The sequence below is a fragment of the Pseudoalteromonas haloplanktis ATCC 14393 genome (genome assembly GCF_000238355.1).
Classification (GTDB): Bacteria; Pseudomonadota; Gammaproteobacteria; order Enterobacterales; family Alteromonadaceae; genus Pseudoalteromonas; species Pseudoalteromonas haloplanktis.
In genome coordinates, this window is the sequence record NZ_AHCA01000005.1 from 287,191 (window position 1) to 313,169 (window position 25,979).

The 25,979-nt window shown below is 41.3% G+C and carries 20 protein-coding genes and 1 tRNA gene; 12 read left to right on the forward strand and 9 right to left on the reverse strand.

What is annotated here, in order from left to right; genetic code table 11:
• The first annotated feature begins 76 nt into the window (after nt 1–76).
• From guaA to rimI, 4 genes are all read left to right on the forward strand, one after another.
• On the forward strand, nt 77–1,654 hold the full coding sequence (gene guaA, locus PHAL_RS0111925) for a glutamine-hydrolyzing GMP synthase (protein ID WP_016708642.1): 1,578 nt from the start codon (nt 77–79) through the stop codon (nt 1,652–1,654).
• Between the two features lie 145 nt (nt 1,655–1,799).
• Nucleotides 1,800–1,876 (forward strand) — tRNA-Trp (locus PHAL_RS0111930).
• Between the two features lie 65 nt (nt 1,877–1,941).
• Nucleotides 1,942–2,250, forward strand: coding sequence for a hypothetical protein (locus PHAL_RS0111935; RefSeq protein WP_016708643.1), 309 nt, complete (start codon nt 1,942–1,944; stop codon nt 2,248–2,250).
• On the forward strand, nt 2,237–2,698 hold the full coding sequence (gene rimI, locus PHAL_RS0111940; protein WP_016708644.1) for a ribosomal protein S18-alanine N-acetyltransferase: 462 nt from the start codon (nt 2,237–2,239) through the stop codon (nt 2,696–2,698). Before PHAL_RS0111935 ends, rimI begins: the two co-directional genes overlap by 14 nt.
• 20 nt (nt 2,699–2,718) lie before the next feature.
• Here rimI and PHAL_RS0111945 read toward each other — a convergent pair whose 3' ends face one another.
• The 5 genes from PHAL_RS0111945 to PHAL_RS24705 form a co-directional block, all read right to left on the reverse strand.
• Nucleotides 2,719–5,397, reverse strand: coding sequence for an ATP-binding protein (locus PHAL_RS0111945; RefSeq protein ID WP_016708645.1), 2,679 nt, complete (start codon nt 5,395–5,397; stop codon nt 2,719–2,721).
• A gap of 284 nt (nt 5,398–5,681) precedes the next feature.
• On the reverse strand, nt 5,682–7,871 hold the full coding sequence (locus tag PHAL_RS0111950) for a TonB-dependent siderophore receptor (RefSeq protein WP_016708646.1): 2,190 nt from the start codon (nt 7,869–7,871) through the stop codon (nt 5,682–5,684).
• Nucleotides 7,872–7,986: 115 nt separating this feature from the next.
• Nucleotides 7,987–8,403, reverse strand: a complete 417-nt coding sequence (locus tag PHAL_RS0111955) for an ExbD/TolR family protein (protein WP_016708647.1) — start codon at nt 8,401–8,403, stop codon at nt 7,987–7,989.
• Nucleotides 8,404–8,405: 2 nt separating this feature from the next.
• A complete protein-coding gene (locus PHAL_RS24645) occupies nt 8,406–9,119 on the reverse strand; it encodes a MotA/TolQ/ExbB proton channel family protein (RefSeq protein WP_016708648.1) in 714 nt (237 codons plus the stop codon).
• A gap of 12 nt (nt 9,120–9,131) precedes the next feature.
• Nucleotides 9,132–9,980, reverse strand: a complete 849-nt coding sequence (locus PHAL_RS24705; protein WP_016708649.1) for an energy transducer TonB — start codon at nt 9,978–9,980, stop codon at nt 9,132–9,134.
• A 368-nt stretch (nt 9,981–10,348) separates the two neighbouring features.
• On the opposite strand from PHAL_RS24705, the gene prfC reads away from it, so the two are divergent.
• The 4 genes from prfC (at nt 10,349) to PHAL_RS0111985 (ending at nt 15,433) form a co-directional block, all read left to right on the forward strand.
• Nucleotides 10,349–11,932 (forward strand): peptide chain release factor 3, encoded by a 1,584-nt coding sequence (gene prfC, locus PHAL_RS0111970; protein WP_016708650.1) that lies wholly within the window; start codon nt 10,349–10,351, stop codon nt 11,930–11,932.
• 53 nt (nt 11,933–11,985) lie between these two features.
• A complete protein-coding gene (argS, locus tag PHAL_RS0111975; RefSeq protein ID WP_016708651.1) occupies nt 11,986–13,728 on the forward strand; it encodes an arginine--tRNA ligase in 1,743 nt (580 codons plus the stop codon).
• A gap of 286 nt (nt 13,729–14,014) precedes the next feature.
• Nucleotides 14,015–14,653 carry a pyridoxamine 5'-phosphate oxidase gene (gene pdxH, locus PHAL_RS0111980; RefSeq protein ID WP_016708652.1) on the forward strand — a complete coding sequence of 213 codons (639 nt, stop codon included), beginning with the start codon at nt 14,015–14,017 and terminating at the stop codon, nt 14,651–14,653.
• Nucleotides 14,654–14,659: 6 nt separating this feature from the next.
• The gene (locus PHAL_RS0111985; RefSeq protein ID WP_016708653.1) at nt 14,660–15,433 is read left to right on the forward strand and encodes a TatD family hydrolase; all 774 of its coding nucleotides are present in this window, start codon (nt 14,660–14,662) and stop codon (nt 15,431–15,433) included.
• Here the strand turns inward: PHAL_RS0111985 and PHAL_RS0111990 are convergent.
• Nucleotides 15,400–16,020 (reverse strand): AhpA/YtjB family protein, encoded by a 621-nt coding sequence (locus tag PHAL_RS0111990; protein ID WP_016708654.1) that lies wholly within the window; start codon nt 16,018–16,020, stop codon nt 15,400–15,402. The genes PHAL_RS0111985 and PHAL_RS0111990 overlap by 34 nt on opposite strands.
• Nucleotides 16,021–16,154: 134 nt before the next feature.
• On the opposite strand from PHAL_RS0111990, the gene serB reads away from it, so the two are divergent.
• Nucleotides 16,155–17,168 (forward strand): phosphoserine phosphatase SerB, encoded by a 1,014-nt coding sequence (gene serB, locus PHAL_RS0111995; RefSeq protein WP_016708655.1) that lies wholly within the window; start codon nt 16,155–16,157, stop codon nt 17,166–17,168.
• Here the strand turns inward: serB and PHAL_RS0112000 are convergent, their stop codons facing one another.
• Nucleotides 17,169–19,655, reverse strand: a complete 2,487-nt coding sequence (locus PHAL_RS0112000) for a PilZ domain-containing protein (protein ID WP_016708656.1) — start codon at nt 19,653–19,655, stop codon at nt 17,169–17,171.
• A gap of 363 nt (nt 19,656–20,018) precedes the next feature.
• Here PHAL_RS0112000 and radA point away from each other — a divergent pair, with 363 nt between their 5' ends.
• The 3 genes from radA (at nt 20,019) to PHAL_RS0112015 (ending at nt 23,691) form a co-directional block, all read left to right on the forward strand.
• Nucleotides 20,019–21,404, forward strand: coding sequence for a DNA repair protein RadA (radA, locus tag PHAL_RS0112005; protein ID WP_016708657.1), 1,386 nt, complete (start codon nt 20,019–20,021; stop codon nt 21,402–21,404).
• 154 nt (nt 21,405–21,558) lie between these two features.
• Nucleotides 21,559–22,491: a hypothetical protein gene (locus PHAL_RS0112010; RefSeq protein WP_016708658.1), complete on the forward strand. Its 933-nt coding sequence runs from the start codon at nt 21,559–21,561 to the stop codon at nt 22,489–22,491.
• A gap of 495 nt (nt 22,492–22,986) precedes the next feature.
• Complete coding sequence (locus PHAL_RS0112015; RefSeq protein WP_016708659.1) at nt 22,987–23,691, forward strand: hypothetical protein; 705 nt, start codon at nt 22,987–22,989, stop codon at nt 23,689–23,691.
• A gap of 370 nt (nt 23,692–24,061) precedes the next feature.
• On the opposite strand, the gene serA is transcribed toward PHAL_RS0112015, so the two are convergent.
• Nucleotides 24,062–25,291: a phosphoglycerate dehydrogenase gene (gene serA, locus PHAL_RS0112020; protein ID WP_016708660.1), complete on the reverse strand. Its 1,230-nt coding sequence runs from the start codon at nt 25,289–25,291 to the stop codon at nt 24,062–24,064.
• Nucleotides 25,292–25,304: 13 nt separating this feature from the next.
• Complete coding sequence (rpiA, locus tag PHAL_RS0112025) at nt 25,305–25,958, reverse strand: ribose-5-phosphate isomerase RpiA (protein ID WP_016708661.1); 654 nt, start codon at nt 25,956–25,958, stop codon at nt 25,305–25,307.
• Between the last annotated feature and the right edge of the window lie 21 nt (nt 25,959–25,979).

Genomic DNA, 25,979 nt, shown 5'->3' on the forward strand with positions numbered 1-25,979 from the left:
TAGCATTTGCTAGCCCTTATTTATTTTTAGTCATTCAGATACTCTGAGTGCCAGTTCTTGACTAACGAGATCCTCAATGAGCAAAGACATTCACGATTCACGAATTCTTATTTTAGACTTTGGTTCGCAATACACGCAATTGATCGCCCGCCGTGTGCGTGAAATTGGTGTTTACTGTGAGCTGTGGGCATGGGACGTAACGGAAGAACAAATCCGTGAGTTCAACCCACAAGGTATCATTCTATCTGGTGGCCCAGAGTCAACAACCTTAGAAAACAGCCCACGTGCCCCTGAGTATGTATTTAATGCTGGCGTACCAGTACTTGGTATTTGCTACGGCATGCAAACAATGGCAACGCAACTAGGCGGCAGCGTTCACAGCTCTGATAAAAAAGAGTTTGGTTACGCGCAGGTTGAAAAAGTAGGCAACTGTGCATTATTTGATGCAATTGAAGATCATATTACTGATGGTGGCAATGGCGTACTTGATGTATGGATGAGCCATGGTGATAAAGTAATGGAAATTCCAGCTACGTTTAAAACCACAGCTAAAACGTCTACTTGCCCGCATGCGGCAATGTCTAACGAAGAAAAGCGTTTTTACGGCGTACAGTTCCACCCAGAAGTAACGCACACGCATCAAGGTCAACGCTTATTAGAGCGTTTTGCAATTGATATTTGTGGTTGTGAAAAGTTATGGACACCTGCAAAAATCATTGATGACGCGATTGAGCGTATTAAAGACACTGTAGGTGAAGACGAAGTCATTTTAGGCTTATCAGGTGGTGTTGATTCATCAGTTGTAGCTATGCTTATTCACCGTGCTATTGGTGAGCGTCTAACTTGTGTATTTGTTGATAACGGTTTACTTCGTTTAAACGAAGGTCAGCAAGTGATGGACATGTTTGGTAACAAGTTTGGCCTTAATATTGTTAAAGTCGATGCTGAAGAGCAATTTTTAGCTGATCTTGCTGGTAAATCAGATCCAGAAGATAAGCGCAAAGCTATCGGTCACACCTTTATCAACGTATTTGATGAGCAAGCTAAAAAGCTTAAAAATGCGAAGTGGTTAGGTCAAGGTACTATCTACCCAGACGTAATTGAATCAGCGGCATCAGCGACAGGCAAAGCGCATGTGATTAAATCTCACCACAATGTAGGTGGATTACCAGATGACATGAAGATGGGCTTAGTTGAGCCTTTACGTGAATTATTTAAAGATGAAGTACGTAAAATTGGTTTAGAGCTAGGTTTACCATACGACATGCTTTACCGTCACCCATTCCCAGGACCTGGTTTAGGCGTGCGTGTACTTGGCGAAATCAAAAAAGAGTACTGTGATTTACTACGCCGTGCTGATGCAATTTTCATTGAAGAACTACATAAAGCTGAGCTTTATCATAAAGTGAGCCAAGCGTTCACGGTATTCTTACCGGTTAAATCGGTCGGTGTTATGGGCGATGCCCGTAAGTACGATTGGGTTGTAAGCCTTCGTTGTGTTGAAACGATTGACTTTATGACTGCACGTTGGTCGCACTTACCGTATGAGTTCTTAGGTGTGGTTTCAAACCGTATCATTAATGAAATCGACGGTATCTCACGTGTTGTTTACGATATTTCAGGTAAACCACCTGCAACGATTGAGTGGGAATAACCTATAAACGGTTTTTTTAACTGATTATAAAACGGCGAATTAGCATGCTAATTCGCCGTTTTGTTTATTTAAAAAGCAAACAAACCAAAAAAGTAATTTTTTTCTTTACCTTTAGCGAAAGGTCTCTATAATTCGTCGTCATTGCAGGGGCGTAGTTCCAATTGGTAGAACAGCGGTCTCCAAAACCGATGGTTGGGAGTTCGAGTCTCTCCGCCCCTGCCATTTCTTCTTTACATCGTTTTTATTACTTCTTATATTGTTCTAGTGTTTAAATCTACTGAGTTGTTATGCATCCACGATACGCAGCTATTTTTGGTATAGAAAACCTTGAACTAAATACGCATTTTCGCTCTGAGCCCGTTGTTGAAGACGTGTGTGAGCCTAAAGCTGAAGCACCACTTATACCCGTTGAGCTAAGTACACAATTACTCGCTGATTTAAATCGCGCTATTACGCCACTGCATATTAGTAATGTAGTAAAGGGCGACACTTTAGCATGGCATGATGGTCAACTGAGCTTACCAACTCAACAGCTTAATGCTGATACTAAACGCGCACTTTGGGCGCTGATGAGCAAACATATTGATAACCTTTAAAGCAGTTACTGAAGCATCGATAGATGCGTTGATGCATATTGAGAACGCATGCCATAGCCATCCATGGGCGCGCAGCACTATGCAATCATGTTTAGCTGGGCGCTATTTTAATTTAGCGGCATTTCAAGCAGAACAAATGATAGGGTTTTATATTGGTGAAAAGGCAGGCCCTGATTTTACCTTAATGGATATCTGTGTAGCACCCCAATTCCAAGGGCAGGGCATTGCTAAGCAGTTACTTGCTAATTTTATAGCTTACGGTGAGCAGCATAATGCTGAAAACTTGTTTTTAGAAGTGCGAGAAACCAACACCCGCGCCATTGCGCTGTATGAACAAGCAGGCTTTAGTGAGATGTCGATACGTAAAAACTATTACCCAAGCGATGATCCAACCAAAAATGGCCATGAAGATGCTATTCTTATGGGCATGACGCTGCTATTTGGCTAACTTAGGTAGGCTAGTACATTTTATACTTCGGTTAACGGCTGTTGCTGTAAGGTGTATTTAATCGACTCAATTAAGCTTAGCGCTAAATAATCACGTCGGCTTTGGTCGCGTCCACGTAAATTATCCTCAAGTGCCGCTGCAGCATGATGAATATTACTAAAACCAAAACAACCAGCACTGCCTTTTAAGCTGTGGGCAAGCGCTCTGAGTTGCTCCCACTCGTTGGCATTGTGTAATTGTGTTACTTGAATTAAATAATCAGGCAACTTTGAACGGTAGTCGTTATTGATTTGCTGGAATTTTTCACTATTGAGTAAGTTTTCCCATTTATTCTGCGTGTCTTTTTCAATATTTAAGTAAGTAACCAATACACTTTCTAAAGCGTCTTTGTCGATAGGTTTAGCTAGCGCCTCATCACAACCTGCGTGCAGATAAGTATTGACGTCATGTTTCATTACGTTCGCGGTGAGGGCAATGATTGGGCCATCATATGCTGCATGACGCAGCATTTGTGTCGCTTCTAGTCCTCCCATCACTGGCATTTGCATATCCATGATAATCAACTGGTAGTCATTCACTAATGCCATTTCAACAGCCTCAGCGCCGTTGTTGGCAATATCTGGCTCAAGCCCCCATGTTTGTAAGAGTAACTTGAGCAATAGTTGATTATCAGGATTATCTTCTGCGACTAAAATATTGGCATCGAAATTATTTTGTGCAAATGAAAGTTGTAAGTCTTTTTCTGGTGTTAATTGACTTTGCTCTGTGAGCATCAGAGGTAATAGTTCGTTGTCTGTTACTAAGTTGCAGGCAATCTGTACACGAAAACAACTACCTTTGCCAGGAGTACTTTGTACATACACATCACCGCCGAGTAATTGGGCTAAGTTTTTAGAAATACATAAGCCTAATCCTGTACCGCCAAAGCGACGAGTGGTGGTGGTATCAGCTTGTTCAAACGGCTTAAATACCCGTTCAACCTCACGCTCTGACATACCTATGCCACTATCTTGAATGGCAAATTCAATAAGCTGTGAATCACTATTATAAGTAATGTCTAAGGTGATCAAACCTTGTTCGGTAAACTTCACTGCATTACTGGCAATATTGATTAAAATTTGCTTTAAACGCGTGCCATCACTATTAATGATCCGCGGCAGTGGTAAGTGAAAATTAATATTACAGCTGAGCTTTTTCTCTTGTGTTAAAGGACGAATAATAGAATCAATATCATGCACCAGTTGCACTATATCAAGCGGCTCTTTTTCGACAGCGAGCTTTTCCGCTTCAATTTTTGATAAGTCTAAAATATTATTTATGAGCTCAAGTAGGTGCTTCGAGTTGCGCAATATAGTACTTAGGTGCAACGCATCGCCGCTGGTTTTATTACTGTGCAATAGTTGCTCAGTAAAGCCCATAATAGCGGTCAGTGGGGTACGAATTTCATGACTCATATTAGCTAAAAATCGGCTTTTTAATTGATTAGCTTGCTCTGCTTGAGCAATAGCAACCTCTAGCTGGCTATTCATGGTTTCAAGTGCTTTTGTACGACTTTCTACTTTATCTTCAAGGTGATGTTTATATTCTTCAAGTTCGTCTTGGTAATGACGAATTTGGTTTACCATGTGATTAAAATCGTTAAATAATACACCTACTTCATCGTTATTATGGGCGGGTAAGTACACAGATAAGTCACCGTCACCAACGCGATGACTGGCGGCGCCAAGTAATTCTATTGGATTAAGTAATAAATTGCGCACCACAATAAAAATCAGCATCGGCAAGGTGATCACTGAAATAATTACAATTAACGCGGTAATTAAACTGATGGCTTTACCAGATTGATAAAGTAACGCTTTAGGAATGGTCGAGACATAATAATAACCGCCACTCATTTGGATGGCGTAAATCATCCGTTCAACTTTATCTATACTGGATAGCTCTATGGTTGAAAGCTTGCCCAAATCAGCGAGTTCATGAATTTGTTTTAGTTCATACTCACTAATATATTGGCCGCGTTTATCGTAATCAGAGCTAAATAATATTTTGCCATTATTGGTGAGCAGTAAATTAAGCGTGTTGTTATAAGGCGCTTCTAAAATGCTGGTATTTAAAATGGATGGTTCAACGTGTACTACAATAAAGCCAAGCTGTTGCGGTCGTTTTAGGTAGTAATCGGCACTGTAAATACGTTGAATAAAATACAAGCTCGTGGTGCCATCTTGCTTTTGCACCATAAATTGCTGCTGGCGTAAGTTACTCTGTAATACTTGCGAAAAAAATGGGTAGCTGGTTGGTGCGGTATTTAAGTTACTGGAGTAATAGGCATCGCTATGGCCATCGGGTGAAATCAAATTCACACTAATGATATCAGGGTAAGCCTCTGAGTAACTCGCAAATACATCCATTAGCGCGCCCAGTCTTCGGGTGTAGTTACCGTTGTCGCGTAAGTCATCGGCTAAAAAGTCACTGAGTACAGGGGAAGTTGACAGTAATTTAGTGGTTGAGTGGAACGAATCAATGTAGTTAAACATTTTTTGCTGTTGTTGCTCAACAAAACGACTAACTATAAGTTCCGCTTGTTTTTGTGTAGAACTGGTAACGTTGGTGAGAGTAAAACCACCTAAAAACAGCAAAGGCAAAATCACCAACGGCGTGATATACCATAATAATCTTATACTTAGCTTACTGGTTTTCATTGTGCTGGTGGGATCCTTTGCAATCTATTCCTAATTACTATAGCCATTAGCAAATTGGTGATAATAAATACTTCCCCATAATACACATAGTGAGTAGTAGAAGTCACTTTTGTGGTAATTAAGTTTTCTGATTTGTGGGAAATTGAGTAGTAGGGGATCTAACGTGAGCGGTTTCTTCGTTGTTTTTATTAGCATCTCGAGACGATAGTTAATAGAGTTGTTCCAGTGGGTTGTAAAAAGCAGCTAAGCGCCACTTTTTACATTGGTTACTTATTGCTTAGTTTTTACCATTGATACGTTGCGGTGAGTGCCACCTTACGACGGTCGCCATAGGAGCATGAAGTGCTGCCGCAAGTGGTGATCACTGTTTTATCTGTCAGGTTACGTACATTTAGAGCTAGTTTCCATTGCGCTAAATCATAGCTTAGCATCGCATCCAGTAACGTATAACTGTCGACTGCAATTGGCGCTTTTTCTCCCGTGCCATAATTACTTCCGGTGTAACGTGCCCCTAAGCCAACAGTGAATACATCGGCAAAACGGTAGTCGCCCCACACACTGAATTGATGCTCTGAAATAGCTTTATCTTGCTTACCAATTTCAATTGTATTACCACTTTCAGTGACTTCGGCTGTAGGTATCCAGCTGTATGCCGCAGTGATATTTGTTCTGCTCGTTGGTTGCACCAGTGCTTCTAACTCCACCCCTCGTACTTCAATGGCGCCAGTTTGTTTGAACCCTGCAGGTTCTGTTGTCCATACCCACTGCGTGAAATCACTACGCTCTATATCAAATGCTGCCATGCTATAGCTTGCTGCCGTGTCAAATGGTTGGTAGCGCACACCTACTTCATATTGACGGCCAGTTTCAGGTGAAAATGGCCTACCTTGCTGAGGGTCAACATTAGTGGTTGGGGCAAAAGATTCTGAATAGCTGATATACGGAGCTAAACCGTTGTCGGCTAGGTAAACTAAGCCGGCACGTGCAGTAAACTCTGTATCTGTGCGCTGCGAGGTAGGATCAATAATACCATCGGGCGTTTCATTTTTTATTTCGGCACGATCCCAACGTCCAGCTAGTGTCATTATCCATTTATCATCAAATTTAATTTGATCTTGTAGATAAACACCGACCTGTGCAAGCGTTGAAATACCGGCAATATTTGGTTCTGGCTGAATGACCTCAGAGCCATAGTTCGGCGCAAAGATATCTAAGTCATCTAATACACCGCCGTAGCGAGCAGCTACATCTATTTCAGTGTCCTGATAATCAATACCAAGTAGGATTGTGTGTTGTAGTTTACCTGTATTGATTTTACCTATTAAACGAGTATCAATTGCAAGGCCGGTTACCGTTTCTTGGCTAGATAAAGGGGTACGTTTTAAATAACGAAAGTTATCAGCTGAATGTGGGTCACTATTTTTTTGCGCCCATTTACCCCAGATTACCCCATAATCAACATTAAACTTAGCATAGCGACTGTGTTGTTGAAGTTGCCAATTATTATTGAAGTGGTACTCACCTTGATAGCCTACCACCCATTGCTCTTGTTTATAGCGATTAAAATCGGGCTCACCAATTAAAGTAGAAATAGCGATATCACCATTAGGATTAGGTAATAATGTGCCTTCTAGTGGGTAAGCATGCCACGCGGCGCCAGCGTCAACGTTGTAATATTGCGAGTAAAAGGTGATTTTTCCTTGAGTACTTGGTTGCCAAGTTAATGAAAGCGCTAAATAGTCACGATCATTTTCTAGTGATTCAGTACTGAGTTCAGCATCTTTTGTTAAACCAGTGAACCGGTATAAATATTCACTATCATCATCTAAAGGTCCAGACATATCTACAGCGATTTGTTTTAACTCATAATTCCCCACCTTAACTTGTAATTCATTATGGCTAAATGGAGTTGGCATTTTACTCACTAAATTGACAACGCCACCAGGACCATTTTGGCCATATAATACAGAGGCAGGGCCTTTTAGTACTTCTATGCGTTCCATTCCATAGGGTTCTGTTTGCCATATCCCCCAGTTACCACTGTTTCTGATCTGTAATCCATCTTGATAAAAGCCAGGTGCATAGGCATCGAAACCACGAATATACAACCAATCATATTGAGGTAAATCTCCCCATGGAGAGGTGTTTACACCTGCTGTGTAAGCTAGGGCTTCTGTTACTCGCGTTGCTCCAATTGCTTCTATTTTGTCTGCTGTGACGATGGAAATAGATTGTGGTGTTTCAATGAGTGGCGTATCTGTTTTTGTTGCAGTGACACTCTTACGAGCAATAAAACCATCAACAGGGCCCGTTGCTGTTTCTTGATCAGCATCAGCATTGACAGTGACTGCTTTTAATTGACTCGGCTGATTACTTTTTGCGTAACTAATAGAAATAGAATTAACGGCTATCAATGCAAGCGTAATGGCTGATAGAGGCTTAGGGAATACTAAGATGGGACGAGTAGGTTTCACATAAACTCCTTATTTTTTGTGTGAAATGATTTTTAAATCAGTTTGTTATGTCGTAATGTTGTTTTTAAATTTAGAGATAATGACTGGTTTTAGGCTACATAAATTAGTAAAATTGCTAAGGTAATTGAGTAACAAAATTTAACGAGGTCACGCCAGAATTCTGCGCCAATGCCATCACTTGTACTACTTTTTCATAAGGTACTTGTGCAGCTCCTTGCAATTGCAAGCTAGGTTGAGGAGATTGCTGCGCTATGTTTGCTAAGTTAGCTTTAAGCGCAGTAATATCAATATCTTGCTGTTGCCATTTGATTTGACCATTAGCCATAACTTGCAAACTTATACTTTCTACATGTTCAGTTAATTCACTTTGTGTTACTTGTGCTTTTGGGAGTTCCACGGTGATGGATTGAGTGATCACCGGCATCGCAATGATAAAAATAATAAGCAACACCAACATTACATCGACAAACGGAGTCATATTGATTTCAGCCATCATTTGTTCTTCATCATTTATTTGTTGACCAAAAGCCATAGCTACTCTCCTACAACTTTTAGTTGATGCGCAGTTTTGCTGGGGGCAGAGCCAATCACTAAGTAAGCATGAACTTCGTGAGCTAAGAAATTGAGGCGCTCTATCACTTGTGTATTTCCGCGAGTTAGTGCGTTATAACCTAAGACCGCGGGGATCGCGACAGCAAGGCCAAAAGCCGTCATTATCAGCGCTTCGCCCACAGGGCCCGCTACTTTATCAATACTAGCTTGACCACTGATGCCTATATTAATTAGGGCATGATAAATACCCCATACAGTACCTAATAAGCCAATAAATGGGGCGGTTGCGCCAACAGATGCTAATATGGCTAAACCTCGCTGCAGCTCCGCTTTACTGCCATCAATAGAATGACGCAAGCATGTTGTCAGCCAGTGTGTGAGATTTAAATCACCGTGCAGTTCATTCTTATGTTGCTGGTAATGCGCTTTAGCATTGAGTCCTTCATTTACTAGCTGACTAAAAGGGGTCGGATGTCCTGAGCGTGTGTCGAGATGTTTTATTTCAGCATGAATGTCTTTAGAATGCCAAAATCCATTTACTTTTAATGCACAGCGCTGTAATCGAAATAGCTTTACCGCTTTTATTGTAATGACACTCCACGATGCAACAGACATTAAAAGTAGGCATATAGCGACAGTTTTAATTACGCCATCACTTTGTGCCCAAAGCGCTGTAATACCATAGGGACCTTCCATAAATCCTCCTTATCAAGGTTGGTTAAGTGCAAAATGCACGGGTTGTATGTACCAATAGCCAATAGGCGTATTATTTTGTTTCGCTGGTTGATAGTGCCAATGTTTAACAGTGGCTTTAGCTGATTGATCTAATCGAGAAAACCCACTGGATTGGTGCAACTGTATTTGCTCTACCTTGCCACTTACATTGATATAAATTTTTAGTAAAACCGTTCCTTGCTCTTTCATTCTGCGAGATAAGCGAGGGTAGCGTGGAGTTGGATTATTAACGGCATTGGCATCACTTAAGTGTGGTAAAACTAAACCAGCAGGTAGCTCGATATTATAGTCATCAGCATATTGTTGAGTGTTTGAGTTTGTAGGCTCGGCGTTAGGTGCTTGGGTAGGCTTGGGTTGAATTACAGGCTTTGGTTTTGCTACCGGTTCAGGCTTTGCTACCGGTTCAGGCTTTGCTACCGGTTCAGGCTTTGCTACCGGTTCAGGCTTTGCCACAGGTTCAGGCTTTGCCACAGGTTCAGGCTTTGCCACAGGTTCAGGTTTTGCCACAGGTTCAGGTTTTGCCACAGGCTCAGGCTTTGCCGCAGGTTCAGGTTTTTTAGCTGGTTCAGACTGTATTTTTTGATCAAACAAGTTATTTCTAGTGGGTTGCTTAGTGTTACTAGGGAAGTAGATTAAGTTCCCTTTGATAGAGCTTGGATTCTTTTCTAACACCACTCGAGTATTCGCTGTTTCTAACCACAGCAAGGTAATAGCAGCAGCGTGAACTGTAATAACAAGTAAGCAAATCGCAACAGAACATAGTGATAAGTTTTGTTGCTTTAATGCAGAAAATGTAACTGGAGAAAAATTAATAGTAGCCATTATTAAGTTTGGTTCAAATACAAATCGTCATTATTTTATTGTTTTTAAATTGGGGTCGCAAGTGGTAATTGTTTTTATTATCACTTGCTGGCGGTAAGATGCTTTTAGCTATTGTTTCAGGGGGATTGAGTTCCGGTTTTGATGTTGAGGACTGTTTCGGTAGTTAAAAGTCTGTGGCTAACCCTAACAGTTCAATATGTTTGAATTACTTGAATTTTACTAAGCAGTTAATTACTTGCAATCGCTGCTTTTTTGGCTACAACAAACAAGGTATAATGTCAGTAATTCTATTTTATATTTACAATGCCTCAAAATAACCTGAATCGGGTTGTTTTAGCTGTGCCTTGTTATGACTTAAAGCGGCTTACATGTCTAATTTATCTAGTGAAATTAATAAACGACGCACCTTTGCGATCATTTCTCACCCGGATGCGGGTAAAACCACCATTACTGAAAAAGTACTGTTGTTCGGGCAGGCTATTCAAAAAGCGGGGACTGTTAAAGGGCGTGGTTCTAATCAGCATGCAAAATCAGACTGGATGGAAATGGAAAAAGAGCGTGGGATCTCAGTAACTACCTCTGTTATGCAGTTTCCATACAACAAAGCGCTTGTTAATTTACTGGATACCCCAGGGCACGAAGATTTCTCTGAAGATACTTACCGTACTCTTACCGCTGTTGATTCATGTTTAATGGTTATCGATGCGGCAAAAGGTGTCGAAGATCGTACCCGTAAATTAATGGAAGTAACACGCCTGCGTACAACCCCGATTGTGACATTTATGAATAAGTGTGACCGTGATATCCGCGACCCAATGGAGTTATTAGACGAAGTTGAAACTGAGCTCAACATAGCCTGTGCGCCAATCACGTGGCCAATTGGTTGTGGTAAAGAGTTCAAAGGTGTTTACCACATTCATAACGAAGAAACGATTTTATATAAAACAGGCCAAGGTCATACGATTCAAGAAGTACGCAGTATTAAAGGGTTAGATAACCCAGAGCTGGATGAAGCAATTGGTGACGAATTAGCAGAACAATTACGTGAAGAATTAGAGCTGGTTATTGGTGCTTCACACGAATTTGATTTAGAGCTATTTTTAGCCGGTGAATTATCACCAGTATATTTTGGTACTGCACTTGGTAACTTTGGTGTTGACCATGTACTTGATGGCCTGACTGAGTGGGCGCCAACGCCACTGCCACGTGAAACAGAAGACCGTACAGTTCTTGCTACAGAAGAAAACTTCACCGGTTTCGTATTTAAAATTCAAGCCAACATGGATCCAAAACACCGTGACCGTATTGCCTTTATGCGTATTGTATCGGGCAAGTACAGCCAAGGTATGAAAATGAACCATGTGCGTATTGGTAAGCAAGTAAGTATTTCTGATGCAGTGACCTTTATGGCCGGCGACCGTGAACGCGCAAGTGACGCGTTTGCTGGTGATATTATAGGTTTACATAACCACGGTACGATTCAAATTGGTGATACTTTCACCCAAGGTGAAAAACTTAAATTTACTGGTATTCCAAACTTTGCACCAGAGCTGTTCCGCCGTATTCGTTTGCGTGATCCACTAAAACAAAAGCAATTGTTAAAAGGCTTAGTACAGCTTTCAGAAGAAGGTGCAGTACAAGTATTTAGACCGCTTATCAATAATGATTTAATCGTGGGTGCAGTCGGTGTGCTGCAGTTTGACGTGGTTGTGGCACGCTTAAAAGCAGAATATAACGTAGATGCTTTGTATGAAAGCGTGAATGTAAATACAGCACGCTGGGTCAGTTCGGATGACGTTAAAAAGTTTGAAGAATTTAAACGTAAGTGCGAGAGCAACTTAGCACTTGATGGCGGTGATAACTTAACTTACATAGCGCCAAGCCGTGTGAATCTTAATTTATCAATAGAGCGTTACCCTGAAGTGACGTTTAACCACACCCGTGAAAACTAAACGCAAAATTTAATTAAAGCCCGCAATGCGGGCTGACAAAGGTAACAAATTACATGAATATTCGTACGCTTCTAATCGATAAAGCTATTGCTGCAATGACTGCTGCAGGACTACCCGCAGACACTAATCCTGCGGTTACACAAAGTACTCGTCCACAGTTTGGTGATTACCAGATTAATGGTGCAATGGGTGCGGCTAAAAAAATGAAAAGCAATCCTCGTGAGCTTGCACAAAAAATTATTGATAACTTAGATGTTAGCGATATTGCTGATAAAACTGAAATTGCAGGCCCAGGTTTTATTAATATTCACCTCAAGCCTGAATTTTTAGCGCACAGCGTAAAAGCGGCAAATCAAGATGCAAAACTTGCAGTTGCTGAGCATGCAAAGCCGCAAACCGTTGTGGTTGATTACTCATCACCAAATCTTGCAAAAGAAATGCACGTAGGCCACTTACGTTCAACTATCATAGGCGATGCTGTTGTGCGTGCCCTTGAGTTTCGTGGTGACACGGTTATTCGTCAAAATCACATGGGTGATTGGGGTACTCAGTTTGGTATGTTGATTGCTCACCTAGAAGATCAAATTAACCAAGGTGTTGATTTAGATTCAGTGGCATTGGCTGACTTAGAAACCTTCTACCGCGACGCGAAAAAGCGTTTTGATGAAGAAGAAGGGTTTGCCGATAAAGCCCGTGATTACGTAGTAAAACTACAAGGTGGCGATGCACACTGTGAAAAACTGTGGAAGTTATTTATTGCAACCTCAGTAAAACATTCTGAAGAAGTGTATAAGCGTTTAAATGTAACACTAACGCCAGACGACATTATGGCTGAAAGTGCATATAACAGTGAGCTTAATAACATTATCGCGTTATTAAAAGACAAAAATATTGCTGTGGAGTCGCAAGGCGCACAAGTGGTGTTTTTAGACGAACTAGCGAATAAAGATGGTGAGCCATCAGCGTTTATTGTACAAAAATCAGGTGGTGGCTTCTTATATGCAACCACTGATTTAGCGGCCTGTGATTACCGCTCAAATAAGTTAGGCGCAGCTCGTATCTTAATTTTTGTTGATGCCCGCCAAAGTCTGCACTTTAATCAAGTAGAGCTTACAGCCCGTAAAGCGGGTTTATTACGTGATGAAACCAGTTACGAATTTTGCCCATTCGGCACCATGATGGGCGAAGACGGTAAACCATTTAAAACCCGTACTGGCGGTACGGTTAAACTTGCTGATTTACTAGAAGAATCAATTGTTCGTGCAACGGCAAAACTGGCAGAGCGTGAATCTGATTTAACGGATGCAGAGCGTGCAGAAATCGCCCGTAAAGTTGGTATCGGTGCGGTTAAATACGCCGACCTATCAAAAAATCGTACCAGTGATTACATTTTCAACTGGGATACCATGCTTAGTTTTGAAGGTGCTACGGCCCCTTACTTACAATACGCGTATACGCGTGTTCGCAGCATCTTCCGTAAATCGGGTGTAGACGCAGCAAACTTAACCGCAGATGTCGCCATTGTTGAGCCACAAGAAAAAGCCCTTGCACTAAAACTTCTTCAATTAGAAGAAGTGCTTGATCAAATGATCAATGAAGCAACACCGCACGTATTATGTAGTTACTTATATGAGCTGGCTAGTCTTTACATGACCTTCTACGAAGCCTGCCCAGTACTGAAAGACGGCGTAGAGCCAAGTGTACGTGACAGCCGTTTAGTGTTGTGTAATTTAGTGGCGGATACGTTGAAAACAGGGTTGGACCTGTTAGGCATTGAAGTCATGGAGCAAATGTAACCTACTGCGTGTAGTTCGCTTTAGCTGCGTTAATGAGTTTATTTAGCCTAAGTCACATACAAAACACGTATGCTCCTTGGCATAAATAAACTCATTGCCTTGCTAGCACTCCTACACTTGCAGATAATTTTAGGTGCTAGGTTTAGCTTGACACTGAGCTGCAATGGCTTAATTTTGTAGCTGATAGCTGATAGCTGATAGCTGATAGCTGATAGCTGATAGCTGATAGCTGATAGCTGATCTCGAAGATATTCGTCGTGAATACCTACAAGAAGAAGGATTTGATATGAAACTCGAAGATATTCGTCGTGAATACCTACAAGATGGGTTGAGCGAAGATAGTTTGCTTGATTGCCCTTTTAAGCAGTTTGAAAAGTGGCTCGATAACGCTGTAACCGCTAATTTATCAGACCCAACTGCGATGGTGGTGGCGACGGTGGATGAAACTGGTCAGCCTTCACAGCGTATTGTGTTGTTAAAACACCTTGATGATAATGGTTTTGTATTTTTCACCAATACTGGCTCACGTAAAGCGCAAGAGCTTAAAGGTAATAACAAAATATCGTTACACTTCCCGTGGCACACCATGGAGCGTCAGGTCATTGTTTATGGCGAAGCACAGCCGTTACCGACCTCAGCGGTAGCGAAATACTTTTTGTCCCGTCCTAAAGAAAGCCAGTTAGCAGCATGGGCATCAGCACAAAGTAGGCCGGTATCATCACGTAAAGTGTTGATGGAAACCTTTGCCAATATGAAAAATAAATTTGCGAAGGGTGAAATCCCATTACCCGATTTTTGGGGCGGCTATTGCGTCGTGCCTACCAAAATTGAGTTTTGGCAAGGCGGCGCGCATCGTTTACATGATCGTTTTATGTATCAGCGCCAAGCTGATAATAGTTGGCAAATTACACGCTTGAATCCATAAGCTGTTATGGCGTTTATTGATTCTCACTGCCACTTAGACTTTGCTGAATTTGATGCTTCTCGCACACAACTCATTGCACAATGTCAGCAGCATAGCATCGACAAACTCATTGTGCCGGGGATTACCTTGGCACAATCTCACGCATTAATTGCATTTGCCGCTAAGTATAAGGGCGTGCACATTGCCGCTGGTTTACATCCTTATTTTTTAGCTGAATATCAACCAAGCCATTTAGCAGCATTAACTGAATTTGCCGAGCAACATCAGCCGCAGCTGGTTGCTATTGGTGAATGTGGTATTGACCGCAGTATCGATAATTTAGCCTTACAAACTCAGATATTTGAGCATCATATTGAACTTGCTAATCAACTAGCATTGCCTCTGATCGTACATCATCGACAAAGCCACGATTTAATTGCACAGTCATTTAAGCGTTGCAAGCCTAAATTCGGCGGGGTTATTCATGCCTTTTCAGGTTCAATGCAACAAGCACAGTACTACATTAAGCAAGGTTTTAAGCTAGGAGTGGGTGGCGTGATCACCTATGAGCGGGCACAAAAGACCCGTAGTGTCGTTGCTGCATTGGCAGCTGAACATTTAGTGCTTGAAACAGATGCGCCATCAATGCCATTGGCGGGCTTTCAGGGGCAAATCAATACGCCGTTACAGTTGCCTTTAGTGTTTGAACAACTATGCCAATTGAAGCAGATCACAGCACCTTATAAAGCTGATTTTAAAAAGCAGCTTTATGAATCGTGTTCAGCACTTTTTCGGATATAGCGATTAACCTGCCAGCGCTTTAAGCCTCGGCCAAGTTGCCATGTGAAAATACAGGTGATCACCAGCATTAGTAATACTTGGCGACCTAGATCATGAAAACTACTGTGACTCGTTGCCACCGCTGAGCGAGTTAAATAAGTAACAGAAGCAAACCCCAATGGGCGATTATCATCACTTATAATTGGTTCAACAAACGGTGTCTTAAGCTTACTAATACCTGGAGTTGAATTTGGTAACTTCCCCAATAAATGGTGCATTTGCCAATTATCACTACTGGCGATAAGGACACCTTGATGATCGTAAATCGTTGCTGCTAATACAAACTCATCTTTACTAATACTATTACATAAGGCGGTGAGTTCGGGTTTGTTTTTTTCAAGTAATGGTGTTTTAGCATTAAGTGCCATAAAGCGGGTTAAGCTTCTTGCCGTGCTGTCTGCATTATCATAAAGCAGTTGGTGACTTTGAAAACTGCCATTAACCGCTACCCAAGTCAGTAATAAAAAGCAAGCAGCAGCAATGCTTAATCGCACTAAACGCTGCCTTAGGGATGCTGAAATAGGGTTTTTAAGATGGTTATTTTTCATAGTCACCGTTTACGCTGCTGACAGCTTTTGCTTTTGATGTTACAACTAAGCCTAACTATAACCTTAAATCCCCCTTTATGGCGAGTTAACTGTTATTTGGCAGGGGAGACATTAGTATTATTTTTGGAGTCACCATGACATTGGAGCGCATTGCGAGCCTTTCATCTGAGCAATTGTCAATGCAGTTGTCGTTAGGCAAGTGGTATCACTATCAAAGCGCCTTAGTAGAGCAAGCACCTTTACCAGCCGATCCACAAGGGGTGTTTAGCATTGCTTTTACTGGGAATTTTAACGGCCAACAACTAACAGATATTGTTCAGTTTTTATCGCAACAGCAATTTACAGTCTCAGCTGTATGTCGTTATCAGCCTGATCCAAGTTTAACGCCTGCTTTGTGCTTTTATAGTGATACCGCAAACGCGAGTATTAACCCCCTATTACTGAATGAGTTTGCTCATCCGCTGGGTTTTCAACTTGTACAAGTTAGCAAGCCGCCAAAGCTTACAGCTCCAGGCTTATTAGTCATGGATATGGACTCAACTGCCATCACCATCGAATGTATTGACGAAATTGCTCGTCTAGCTGATGTGTACGATGATGTTGCGGCGGTGACTGCACAAGCAATGGCTGGCAAATTAGATTTTAGTGAAAGCTTGCATCAACGTGTAGCCAAGCTTGAGGGAATAGAGCAAAGCTTAATTGATGAGCTGAAAAGCAGCTTGCCTTTAATGCCGGGGATTAAAGAATTATGCGAAGTGTTGAAACAACATAGTTGGTATTTAGCCATCGCATCAGGTGGCTTTGTACCATTTGCTGAGCAAGTGCAACAGCTTATTGGTTTAGATGAAATCCATGCTAATGTTTTAGAGTTTAAAGACGACAGACTCACAGGTAAAGTGCTGGGTACAATTGTTGATGCGCAGCAAAAAGCCGTGGTACTTCGTAACTTACAGCAGCAGTTAAGTTTACCAATGCAGCAAACAGTGGCTATTGGTGATGGCGCAAATGATTTAACCATGATGGCAGAGGCAGGGCTCGGAGTTGCCGTTCACGGTAAGCCGAAGGTGGTTGAGCAAGCTCAAGCAGCCATTTGCCAAGGCTCGCTACTGCAGCTGCTGTATTTATTAACCATTCCAATGGCTGAGTAATTAACTTAGTCGCTTTAACCAAATTTGTTTACGCTTATTCATTTGTTCTATCAGCTCAACTGGTAAATCTAAATGACTAAGCGTTTCATCAGTTACATCAACCATGTCACCAACACCTGCTACTGACCACAACGCTTCTTCCAGATCTTTGGCTTTATGAAGTGCGTATTGGCTTACGTATTTTAGCTCGTTAGCTAAGTAATCAGTGTCAGGGCGACCTGTTCGCGAAATAAAAACACGCATTATAAATAACAATTCAGATTTTAAACCTTTCTTTAAAAAGAGGAGGTTAGGGGTGAAATCGTCCGATGCACTGCATTGGCTTTTCACAGCCTCTTCAATAGTTGATTTTTTCGGATCAAAACGGATAAATAAAGTAAAAGGTAATGGTGGATCTTGTCGGCTGCGGTCTTTTATTTGTGGGGTAATGACCTCATTTATTTTCTCTGGTGGCAAAAGCGCATCAATGCTGGTGGTGTCATTGAGCAAACCATAGTTTTGTAAAATAATATGTAATGGACTGGGGTATAAACCTTGGCCAATTGCGCCTGTTTTAAAATGCGCCGCCTCTTTATGTAAGTAAAACGGAAATTGACACACGCTCTTAGTCACCATGTTCCTAAGTGCCGTTGAAAGTCCAGGTACTTTTGGTGCTTCTTCAGATACTTTTAGTTTATCTTTATTATTTTCAATTAACTGTGTGAAAAACCTCACCCCTTCATGCGGGACGTCAGCTACTCTAGATGCTTTTAAATTGATAGTGGTTAATGACTTGCTAACAGCCATCACTTCATATTTCAATTTACTAAGCACATGCTTTTTAGTGATTTTTTGTAGCTCAGGCAAGCTTAACTCTACAATGTCACCTTTTTGAAAAGTAACGGGTTGTTCGCATTCTATTTGTAGCCCCATTACTGAGAAATCACGGCTATGGGCGGTATATGTTTGCTCATCTTGTGTAGTTAATAGTGCATCAGTTTTGTATAAATAGCGCTTATGCGAGCGCAGGTTCACATACTCTAAATCAACGGTTTCAAGCTTTGGTGGAGTTTTATGTTTACCGTGCCCAAAGCGCTTTAACTGATTAACGATACTTTTATCATAATCAAAACGTTGATAATGGGCTTGTTCTGCTGCGGTGCCAATGGAGGTTAAGATCAGTAAATACTTTACGTCCTTGATCATACCTTGAACGCGAGGCGAAGGGGGCTTATTGAGCTTTTCAATATCTTTAGCTGCGGTATTTGGTAAGCTCAGCGGAATATATGAGTCTTCAGGGTGGCTAGGCATTAACTGTACTTTAAAGCATTGCCAGCTGTCTTTTTGACTACCAAAACCAAAAAATAACGCACTTAATTGTGGCTCTTTAGCAAGCTCACTGCGTGTTGCTGAATAGTAATATACTTTACCAGCGACTACATGGGTAAAGGTGTATAAATACTCTTCTTTAACTTGCGCAGGGTTACTTAATAATTGGCTTAAACGTTGTTGGTTTAAAATAGTATATAAACAGGATAACTTACGTTCATCACAAAAATAACGTTGGATGAAAATATTGTTTTCAGTTGTGAGCACTAAGCTTGGGTAGAGCTTGTCATTTTGCAGGCTAAAAAAGGTGAATAATGAGGTAACGCGAGGAATATAATACTGCTCATAGCCCTTAGAAACCACTGCATCTAAAGTGTTATCTAAATTCACCTTATAACGGCGCTTATTACCATGAATAAAGCTTTCTAAAAACTCATCGAACTTTGCATTGTTCTCGATAAAAGTACGTTTTAACCGCACATGATTATACTCTGTCGATATTTTTTCAACCGCAACAACTTCGTATTGAATACCGTTTTTTAAACCCAGTTCAAAATCTTGTTCAAGTCCCACTAAGCGTAGCCCAAGCAATTGGCCTTTCTTGACTTGGTAACGAGGGGAAAGTTTGATTTTTGCGCCACTTAAAGAAATATCAGACGTACTGGCCGCGATTGTGTTGTCTTTGCTCAATTCTACCGTGATTTTGATTGAGTAATTCATTCGTTCTTCACGACGACTTTCATAAGAAGCAAACTTAATAACCTGACAATCTCGTTTTTGTTCATTTTGTTGGTCAGCTTGGTTTGCTTGCTGTGCAGCCTTTTTTTGCATGACGCGGTGATTGTTATCGGTATTCATAACGGCTTCATAAACCGCAAGAGTATACCCACCATGACGTTTTATGGCTTTTTCAAATACCGCAATGGCGGTTTCATCCATAAAGTGTTGTTTGCCTTCATACTCATAAGGCTTCACCTGGCCTGTAACTTGGCCACGTAAATCAATAAAACGAGCAATGGGTTGCGATAAGCGTGACATTTCCATCTTGATCAAGAATTGCTCAGGTTTTGTTAAACCTGCCGTCTTTGATTTAAAGATAGTGTCAAATTTGGCATTACCTAAATACGATTTAAGTTCGTCAACCAAACTTTCGTACTTCAGTAGAATGTCTTCAGTCATTTATAAAACCATCACCGTCTATTCTAAAAAGTTGGTATACTGCGTGAGTATTTATACATTCTCTGGGCTGCTGGTTTTCAGCATAGAAAATGTAATGAGCTACCATCTTTAGTTTTTATTATTATTAAACTGCCAAATAAATGGCTCATTACTTTAATTTTAGGATCAAAAAGCCCAAGTAGGAAAGGTTAAGCAAAAAGTATGCCCTAAAAAAAGTAAATTACTTTTATATAACTCGATTGTGGCGTTGATTTGTCTAGTTGGCAAGGTCAATATTCGTCAATCAAAGTACGGCATAGCAAACTAAACATTACCTAGTATTAACATAAATAATTTCAAAATGACGAGTATAGGCAAAAGTTTATGGCAAAAGCGGCAAAAATAGAGTTTGTTTGTACCGAATGCGGTATGAACTATCAGCGCTGGCAAGGGCAGTGCCGCTGTGGCGCATGGAATACCTTAGCCGAGTTTAAGCCTTCGGCAGGGCAAGCTAAAAAAGCAGCAGCGCGTAGTGCTGTTGGCGGTTATGCTGGAGGTGTGGGCGGTGGCTCGAAAAAAATTAATGACATCGCAACCACTGAAGCCGAAAAGCAGCTCACCGGCATTGGTGAGCTTGATCGTGTTTTATCGGGCGGTGTTACCACAGGCTCTGTAAATATTATCTCTGGCGACCCTGGGGCTGGTAAAACAACATTATTATCTGACTTAGTAGCGCGTATGTCACAACGTATGCCGTCACTGTATTGCACCGCGGAAGAGTCGTTATCGCAATTTAAAAACCGTGTAAATCGCTTAAAGCTTGATTACAACCCTGATGAACTGTACTTATTATCAGAAACCAGTGTCGAAACTATTATCGAAGAGCTTGAAAAGAACAAAATTAAGTTTGCGGTGATCGACTCTGTTCAAGCCGTAGTAACTGATACCGCCAATGGCAGCCCAGGATCCCCGTCGCAAGTTAAAAGTGCCGCGCAAGCATTGACCCAGTATTGTAAGCAAAACGATGTCACTATGTTTATTATTGCCCATGTAAATAAGAATAATGAAATAGCTGGGCCGCAAACCTTAGTACACATTGTTGATGCGTTACTGCATATAGATACCAACGATGGCCAAATACGTACCTTACGTGCCAATAAAAATCGCTTTGGCGACATTGACACAGTGGGCATTTTTAGAATGTGTGAACGCGGCATGCTTAGTGTTGATAATCCCAGTGAAATATTTTTATCAGGCTCTAGCACTGATTCGCCGGGTTCAGCCATTACTTGTATTCGTAAAGGTAACCGTAATCTACTCCTCGAAATTCAATGTTTAACTACTGAAACCGAAGCTGAATTTCCGCAGCGGGTGTGTGTGGGCTTAAATATGAATCGGATCAAAATGCTCACCGGTATTTTGCGCAAGCACACTAAAACCAAAATCTTCCACGATACGTTTTTTAACATTGTGGGTGGGCTGAGAATTGATGAAACAGAAACCTGTATCGATTTAGCACTAGTGACTGCCTTACTTAGTAGCTTAAATGAATTTGTGGTGCCACGAACTACCTGTATTATGGGGGAGCTGAGCTTAAATGGTGACGTACGGCCAATTGACAGTGGCGTACCGCGCATCAAAGAAGCTGCACAACATGGCTTTACCGAAATATTCATTCCATTTCGAAATTACCATAAATCGATGGAAGGGCTGGGCGCTAAAATCACCCCAGTTAAAACGGTACATGAGCTGTTAAGTTTAATTAATTAGTGGTAAGTACATAAGACATATTAGTGCTCCTGATCCAACGCAAGCCCTTACTAAAGCGATTATTGAGTGATAGGCTTAGGTAAATTTTTAGTATAAAGCCGTTTAAAACGTTATAAATAACAACGGTGATAAAGAATAGTAATAAGGAAATAGAATGAAAAAACTCGCAATTGTTGCCGTTGTTGTTGCCGCTGCAATCGGTGGTGTTAGCTACGCAAATCACGCACTGACACAAGAAGTGAAAGTAGAAGTTGATCGTCAACTAGCGCTGATGAATCAACAAATGGGCGTGACAGCCAGTTATGAAGATATCTCGGCGAGCGTATTTGGCCAAAGTGTAGAAATATCGAATATGGAAATCACCGGTTTTGACCAGCAAGCAGTAGCCAATATTGCGAGTATTAAAGTGTCAGGATACGAAACCGATAAAATCGCGCCACGTACCGAGCTGACAATTAAAAACTTTGCCTTTAGCGAGCACTTTTTAGCTCAGCTACCAGCAGATGCTAATAATAACCTTGCTTCAGCCAGTTATGATTTACATACTTTAATGAATTACGATGAAAAGTCAGGGGATAGCGATATTGCGTTCGATCTTAATGCTAATAAAATAGTTGCCCTTAATTTTAACCTCGGTTTAGCAAAATCAACTGCACTGATGAACGCATCATTAAAGTTAAGTCAAATGCAGCAAGAGTTAGGCAATCAGCAACCTACCCTAGAGCAGCAATTACAACAACAAACCATTTTAATGGAAGCACTTTCCCAGCTTGAACCGCGCAGCATTGAAATAGCCCTTAACAACGAAGGTGAATTTAAAGCATTAGTAGAGCAAGCACTTGAAAAACAAGGTATGACGCTAGAGCAAATGCAGCAAGTTGTCGACATGCAGTTGCAGCAAGCCCCTGTGAGTAAAGAGCTGGGTGAGGCGATTAAAAACTTTACGCAAGGGTTAAGCTCATTAACCGTGTCAGCAAGCTTGCCAGAAGGGCAAACTATGACCGAGATCAACCAACAGATTTTTACTCTTATGGGGCAACCAGAAGAGCTGGCAGCGTTTATTAATTTAAAAGCGAAGGGTGAATAATAGCTGTCAGCTATCAGTCGTAAGCTGTCAGTTTAAAACAGCGGTAGTTTTGAGTTAGTTGAAAGCGCGAGTTTAGCTCGCGCTTTTTTATTGGGTGATTTTAGGGGGTAGGAGCTAGGTTTTAGGCGTTAGGCGCTAGGAAAAACCAAAGTAGGTCGGCGTTCAATTTATCATCGTAGATTGTGACTGAGCGCAACGAAACCCAACCGTGACAGAGCAAAACTGAGTGATGGTTTCAAGGTGGAAACCGACGTTGATATAGGTTTTGGGTAATAACTCATTGAGTAATAAAGCTGTTGTTTGCTCCCATATTCAGAAAAATGAGCGACACGCGTATATTGTTTCATTTAGCTTTGCTTAAAGATAATAGAAAACGTAGTGATAGTAATACGTTAGCTAATTTGTTAAAACTGTATAAAGTAAAATTGAGCGTGGTCAGAGTAGAAAGATCCGCCCTTCGCGCACTATAAAATGTTAGCCTTAAAGGAAAGTTCGATGACTGATTCATGGCATAAAACTGAAACAGATTTGGATGCAGATGAATATGCTGTTGATTTTTGGTTGCGTCACAGAGAAGAACTGCAGAAAGGTGAATTTTGGGCTGATCGTATAAAAAAATTGAGGGGGGATCCCGAAAAACGTCTGGCGTTAGCTATAGAAAACTTGCCTTTGCCCGCATCCTTTAGAGAAGCCGCAATTGCCACTAGAGCTTTGATTCGAGACAAGCGTAAGCAGAAAATTGAATATGAAGAAGAGCTGGCACTTTTATATTGGCTGGCGGCAATAAATTCATTTTCAATACCTTATTCAGATGTATTGAAAGAGCCTGGTTATAATGTCATCGAATCTGTTCCCGGTAAGAAGTTGAAGGAACTTCCATTTTCATATAAATCTCTTGGCTATAACGAATTGGAGCTGCTAAACAAGACTGATATAAAGTGGCTCTCGGACCTTTGGGGAGAGCCAGAAGAGCATACAACCTTACACGAAATGCACAACGATGTTTGGCGAAATTATGAAAGCAAACTTAAAGACAAAAGAACGAAACAAGACGAAGAATTCATAAAAAGCATCAATGAACGTTCTTCTTCTCCTGCGGAATTACTCAGTTCTGTAAATGAACCAAAAGGCAGTGGTAAAGGTAAATGGGTTATTGTGATAGTGATAGGTATAATATTGGCGGCCATATATGGAAGCTAACACATTTGAGCCTTAACTCTGTCAATAGGCATTAGTATTCTTTTTGATCGTTTTATTCAATGACGGTCAACTTTAAATCAATAAACAAATACGTTTATTTCCCCTGTCGATGTGGTTGTTAAGCAAAGAGCTTAATACTAACTCATACAAGGGTTAGAACGCAGTCATCCCTTTTTGCGCGCTCATTTTCCATACATTTATGGGGAGCTTGGACATTACGACTAAAAAGATTTAATGGAACGGAACCTACACTGCTCTTTGCAAAAAACATTTATTCCACTCAAAATAAAAGCCGTGCTTGACTTAACAAGCACGGCTTTTATTTTTACTAGCATCTAGCATCTAGCATCTAGCATCTAGCATCTAGCATCTAGTGAAGAATACGTGCTCTGATCGTGCCCTCTACTGCACTTAACTCTTTTAGTGCAACTTCTGACTGATCAGTGTCTACGTCGATTACTACGTAACCAATTGCTTCGTCTGTCTGTAAATACTGCGCGGCGATGTTGATGCCGTGCTGGGCAAACGCTTGGTTAATTTGTGTTAAAACACCTGGGCGGTTGTGGTGCACATGAAGTAAACGGCTACGGTTGGCAAGCTCTGGCAGTGACACTTCAGGGAAGTTAACAGCAGTAATCGTTGAGCCGTTATCTGAGTACTTAGCCAGTTTGCCTGCTACTTCAATACCGATGTTTTCTTGTGCTTCTTGCGTTGAACCGCCAATGTGTGGTGTTAAAATCACGTTGTCGAATTCGCGTAGTGGCGATACAAACTCTTCATCGTTTGATTTTGGTTCAACAGGGAATACGTCGATGGCAGCGCCACTGATTTTTTTGTCACGTAATGCTTCGGCTAAGGCGTCAATATCAACGACCGTACCGCGTGAGGCGTTGATCAAAATTGCGCCTTGCTTCATTACGGCGATTTCTGCACTACCTATGAGGTTTTTAGTTTGCGGTGTTTCAGGTACGTGTAAGCTAATAACATCAGCGCGTTGTAATAGCTGTGTTAGGTTATGGACTTGTGTTGCATTACCTAGGGTTAGCTTGTCTTCAATATCGTAAAATTCAACATTCATACCGATATTTTCTGCCATGATACTCAGCTGTGTGCCAATGTGGCCGTAACCAATAATACCTAAGGTTTTACCGCGAGCTTCAAATGAACCATTGGCTGTTTTTAACCAACCACCGCGGTGGGCAATAGCATTACGCTCAGGAATACCACGGAACAACAGTAAAATTTCACCAAGTACTAACTCTGCAACAGAGCGAGTGTTAGAAAACGGCGCGTTGAACACAGCAATGCCGCGCTCACGGGCTGCGTTTAAATCAACTTGGTTAGTGCCGATACAAAAGCAGCCAACAGCAACCAGTTTTTCAGCCGCATCTAATACTGCTTCGGTAATATGAGTACGAGAACGTAGACCCACAAAGTGCACATCTTTGATGCGCTCCAGCAGTTCGTCCTCAGGTAATGAGGTTTTTACATAATCAATATTGCTGTAGCCGTTGCGTTTAAGCGTTTCAACAGCACTTTGATGCACACCTTCAAGCAAAAGAATTTTAATTTTGTCTTTTGCTAACGATACCTTACTCATATCCTCATCCTATTTATCTAATTTGCGGCCCATTTTTGGTACCGATAATTACTTTATCTGCGCCACGGTGGGCAAATAAGCCGTTGGTTACTACGCCAACAATTTGGTTAATTGTCAGCTCTAAATCTTTTGCTTGGCTGATAGACAAATTATGGACGTCTAAAATAACGTTACCATTGTCAGTCACAACCCCTTGACGATATACGGGATCGCCGCCCAGTTTTAGTAATTCGCGGGCTACATAACTGCGTGCCATAGGAATAACTTCTACTGGCAGTGGAAATTCACCCAAGGTATCCACTATTTTTGTTTCATCAACAATACAAACAAACTGCTTAGCTACTGCAGAAACGATCTTTTCACGAGTGAGTGCTGCGCCGCCACCTTTGATCATTTCGTTTTGTGCGTTAATTTCATCTGCACCATCAACGTATACATCTAAGCTATCAACATCGTTTAACTCATACACTTCAATACCAAGAGCTTTAAGTTTTTCGGTTGATGCATCTGAGCTTGAAACCGCACCGGCTATGGTGTCTTTTATTGAACCTAAAGCGTCAATAAAGTGGTTTACCGTTGAACCTGTACCCACACCGACTATGGTGCCTTCTTTTACAAATTCGAGTGCAGCCCAAGCTGCTGCTTTTTTTAATTCATCTTGTGTCATTGTTGTATGCTCAATAGGTGG

Excerpts from the sequence above, each read along its gene's own strand:
- pdxH (WP_016708652.1), top strand. The coding sequence starts at position 14,015 with ATGAAACTCGAAGATATTCGTCGTGAATACCTACAAGATGGGTTGAGC.
- PHAL_RS0112015 (WP_016708659.1), top strand. The coding sequence starts at position 22,987 with ATGACTGATTCATGGCATAAAACTGAAACAGATTTGGATGCAGATGAA.
- rpiA (WP_016708661.1), bottom strand. The coding sequence starts at position 25,958 with ATGACACAAGATGAATTAAAAAAAGCAGCAGCTTGGGCTGCACTCGAA.
- guaA (WP_016708642.1), top strand. The coding sequence starts at position 77 with ATGAGCAAAGACATTCACGATTCACGAATTCTTATTTTAGACTTTGGT.
- PHAL_RS0111945 (WP_016708645.1), bottom strand. The coding sequence starts at position 5,397 with ATGAAAACCAGTAAGCTAAGTATAAGATTATTATGGTATATCACGCCG.
- argS (WP_016708651.1), top strand. The coding sequence starts at position 11,986 with ATGAATATTCGTACGCTTCTAATCGATAAAGCTATTGCTGCAATGACT.
- radA (WP_016708657.1), top strand. The coding sequence starts at position 20,019 with ATGGCAAAAGCGGCAAAAATAGAGTTTGTTTGTACCGAATGCGGTATG.
- prfC (WP_016708650.1), top strand. The coding sequence starts at position 10,349 with ATGTCTAATTTATCTAGTGAAATTAATAAACGACGCACCTTTGCGATC.
- PHAL_RS24645 (WP_016708648.1), bottom strand. The coding sequence starts at position 9,119 with ATGGAAGGTCCCTATGGTATTACAGCGCTTTGGGCACAAAGTGATGGC.
- PHAL_RS0112010 (WP_016708658.1), top strand. The coding sequence starts at position 21,559 with ATGAAAAAACTCGCAATTGTTGCCGTTGTTGTTGCCGCTGCAATCGGT.
- PHAL_RS0112000 (WP_016708656.1), bottom strand. The coding sequence starts at position 19,655 with ATGACTGAAGACATTCTACTGAAGTACGAAAGTTTGGTTGACGAACTT.
- PHAL_RS24705 (WP_016708649.1), bottom strand. The coding sequence starts at position 9,980 with ATGGCTACTATTAATTTTTCTCCAGTTACATTTTCTGCATTAAAGCAA.
- PHAL_RS0111955 (WP_016708647.1), bottom strand. The coding sequence starts at position 8,403 with ATGGCTTTTGGTCAACAAATAAATGATGAAGAACAAATGATGGCTGAA.
- serA (WP_016708660.1), bottom strand. The coding sequence starts at position 25,291 with ATGAGTAAGGTATCGTTAGCAAAAGACAAAATTAAAATTCTTTTGCTT.
- serB (WP_016708655.1), top strand. The coding sequence starts at position 16,155 with ATGACATTGGAGCGCATTGCGAGCCTTTCATCTGAGCAATTGTCAATG.
- PHAL_RS0111990 (WP_016708654.1), bottom strand. The coding sequence starts at position 16,020 with ATGAAAAATAACCATCTTAAAAACCCTATTTCAGCATCCCTAAGGCAG.
- PHAL_RS0111985 (WP_016708653.1), top strand. The coding sequence starts at position 14,660 with ATGGCGTTTATTGATTCTCACTGCCACTTAGACTTTGCTGAATTTGAT.
- PHAL_RS0111935 (WP_016708643.1), top strand. The coding sequence starts at position 1,942 with ATGCATCCACGATACGCAGCTATTTTTGGTATAGAAAACCTTGAACTA.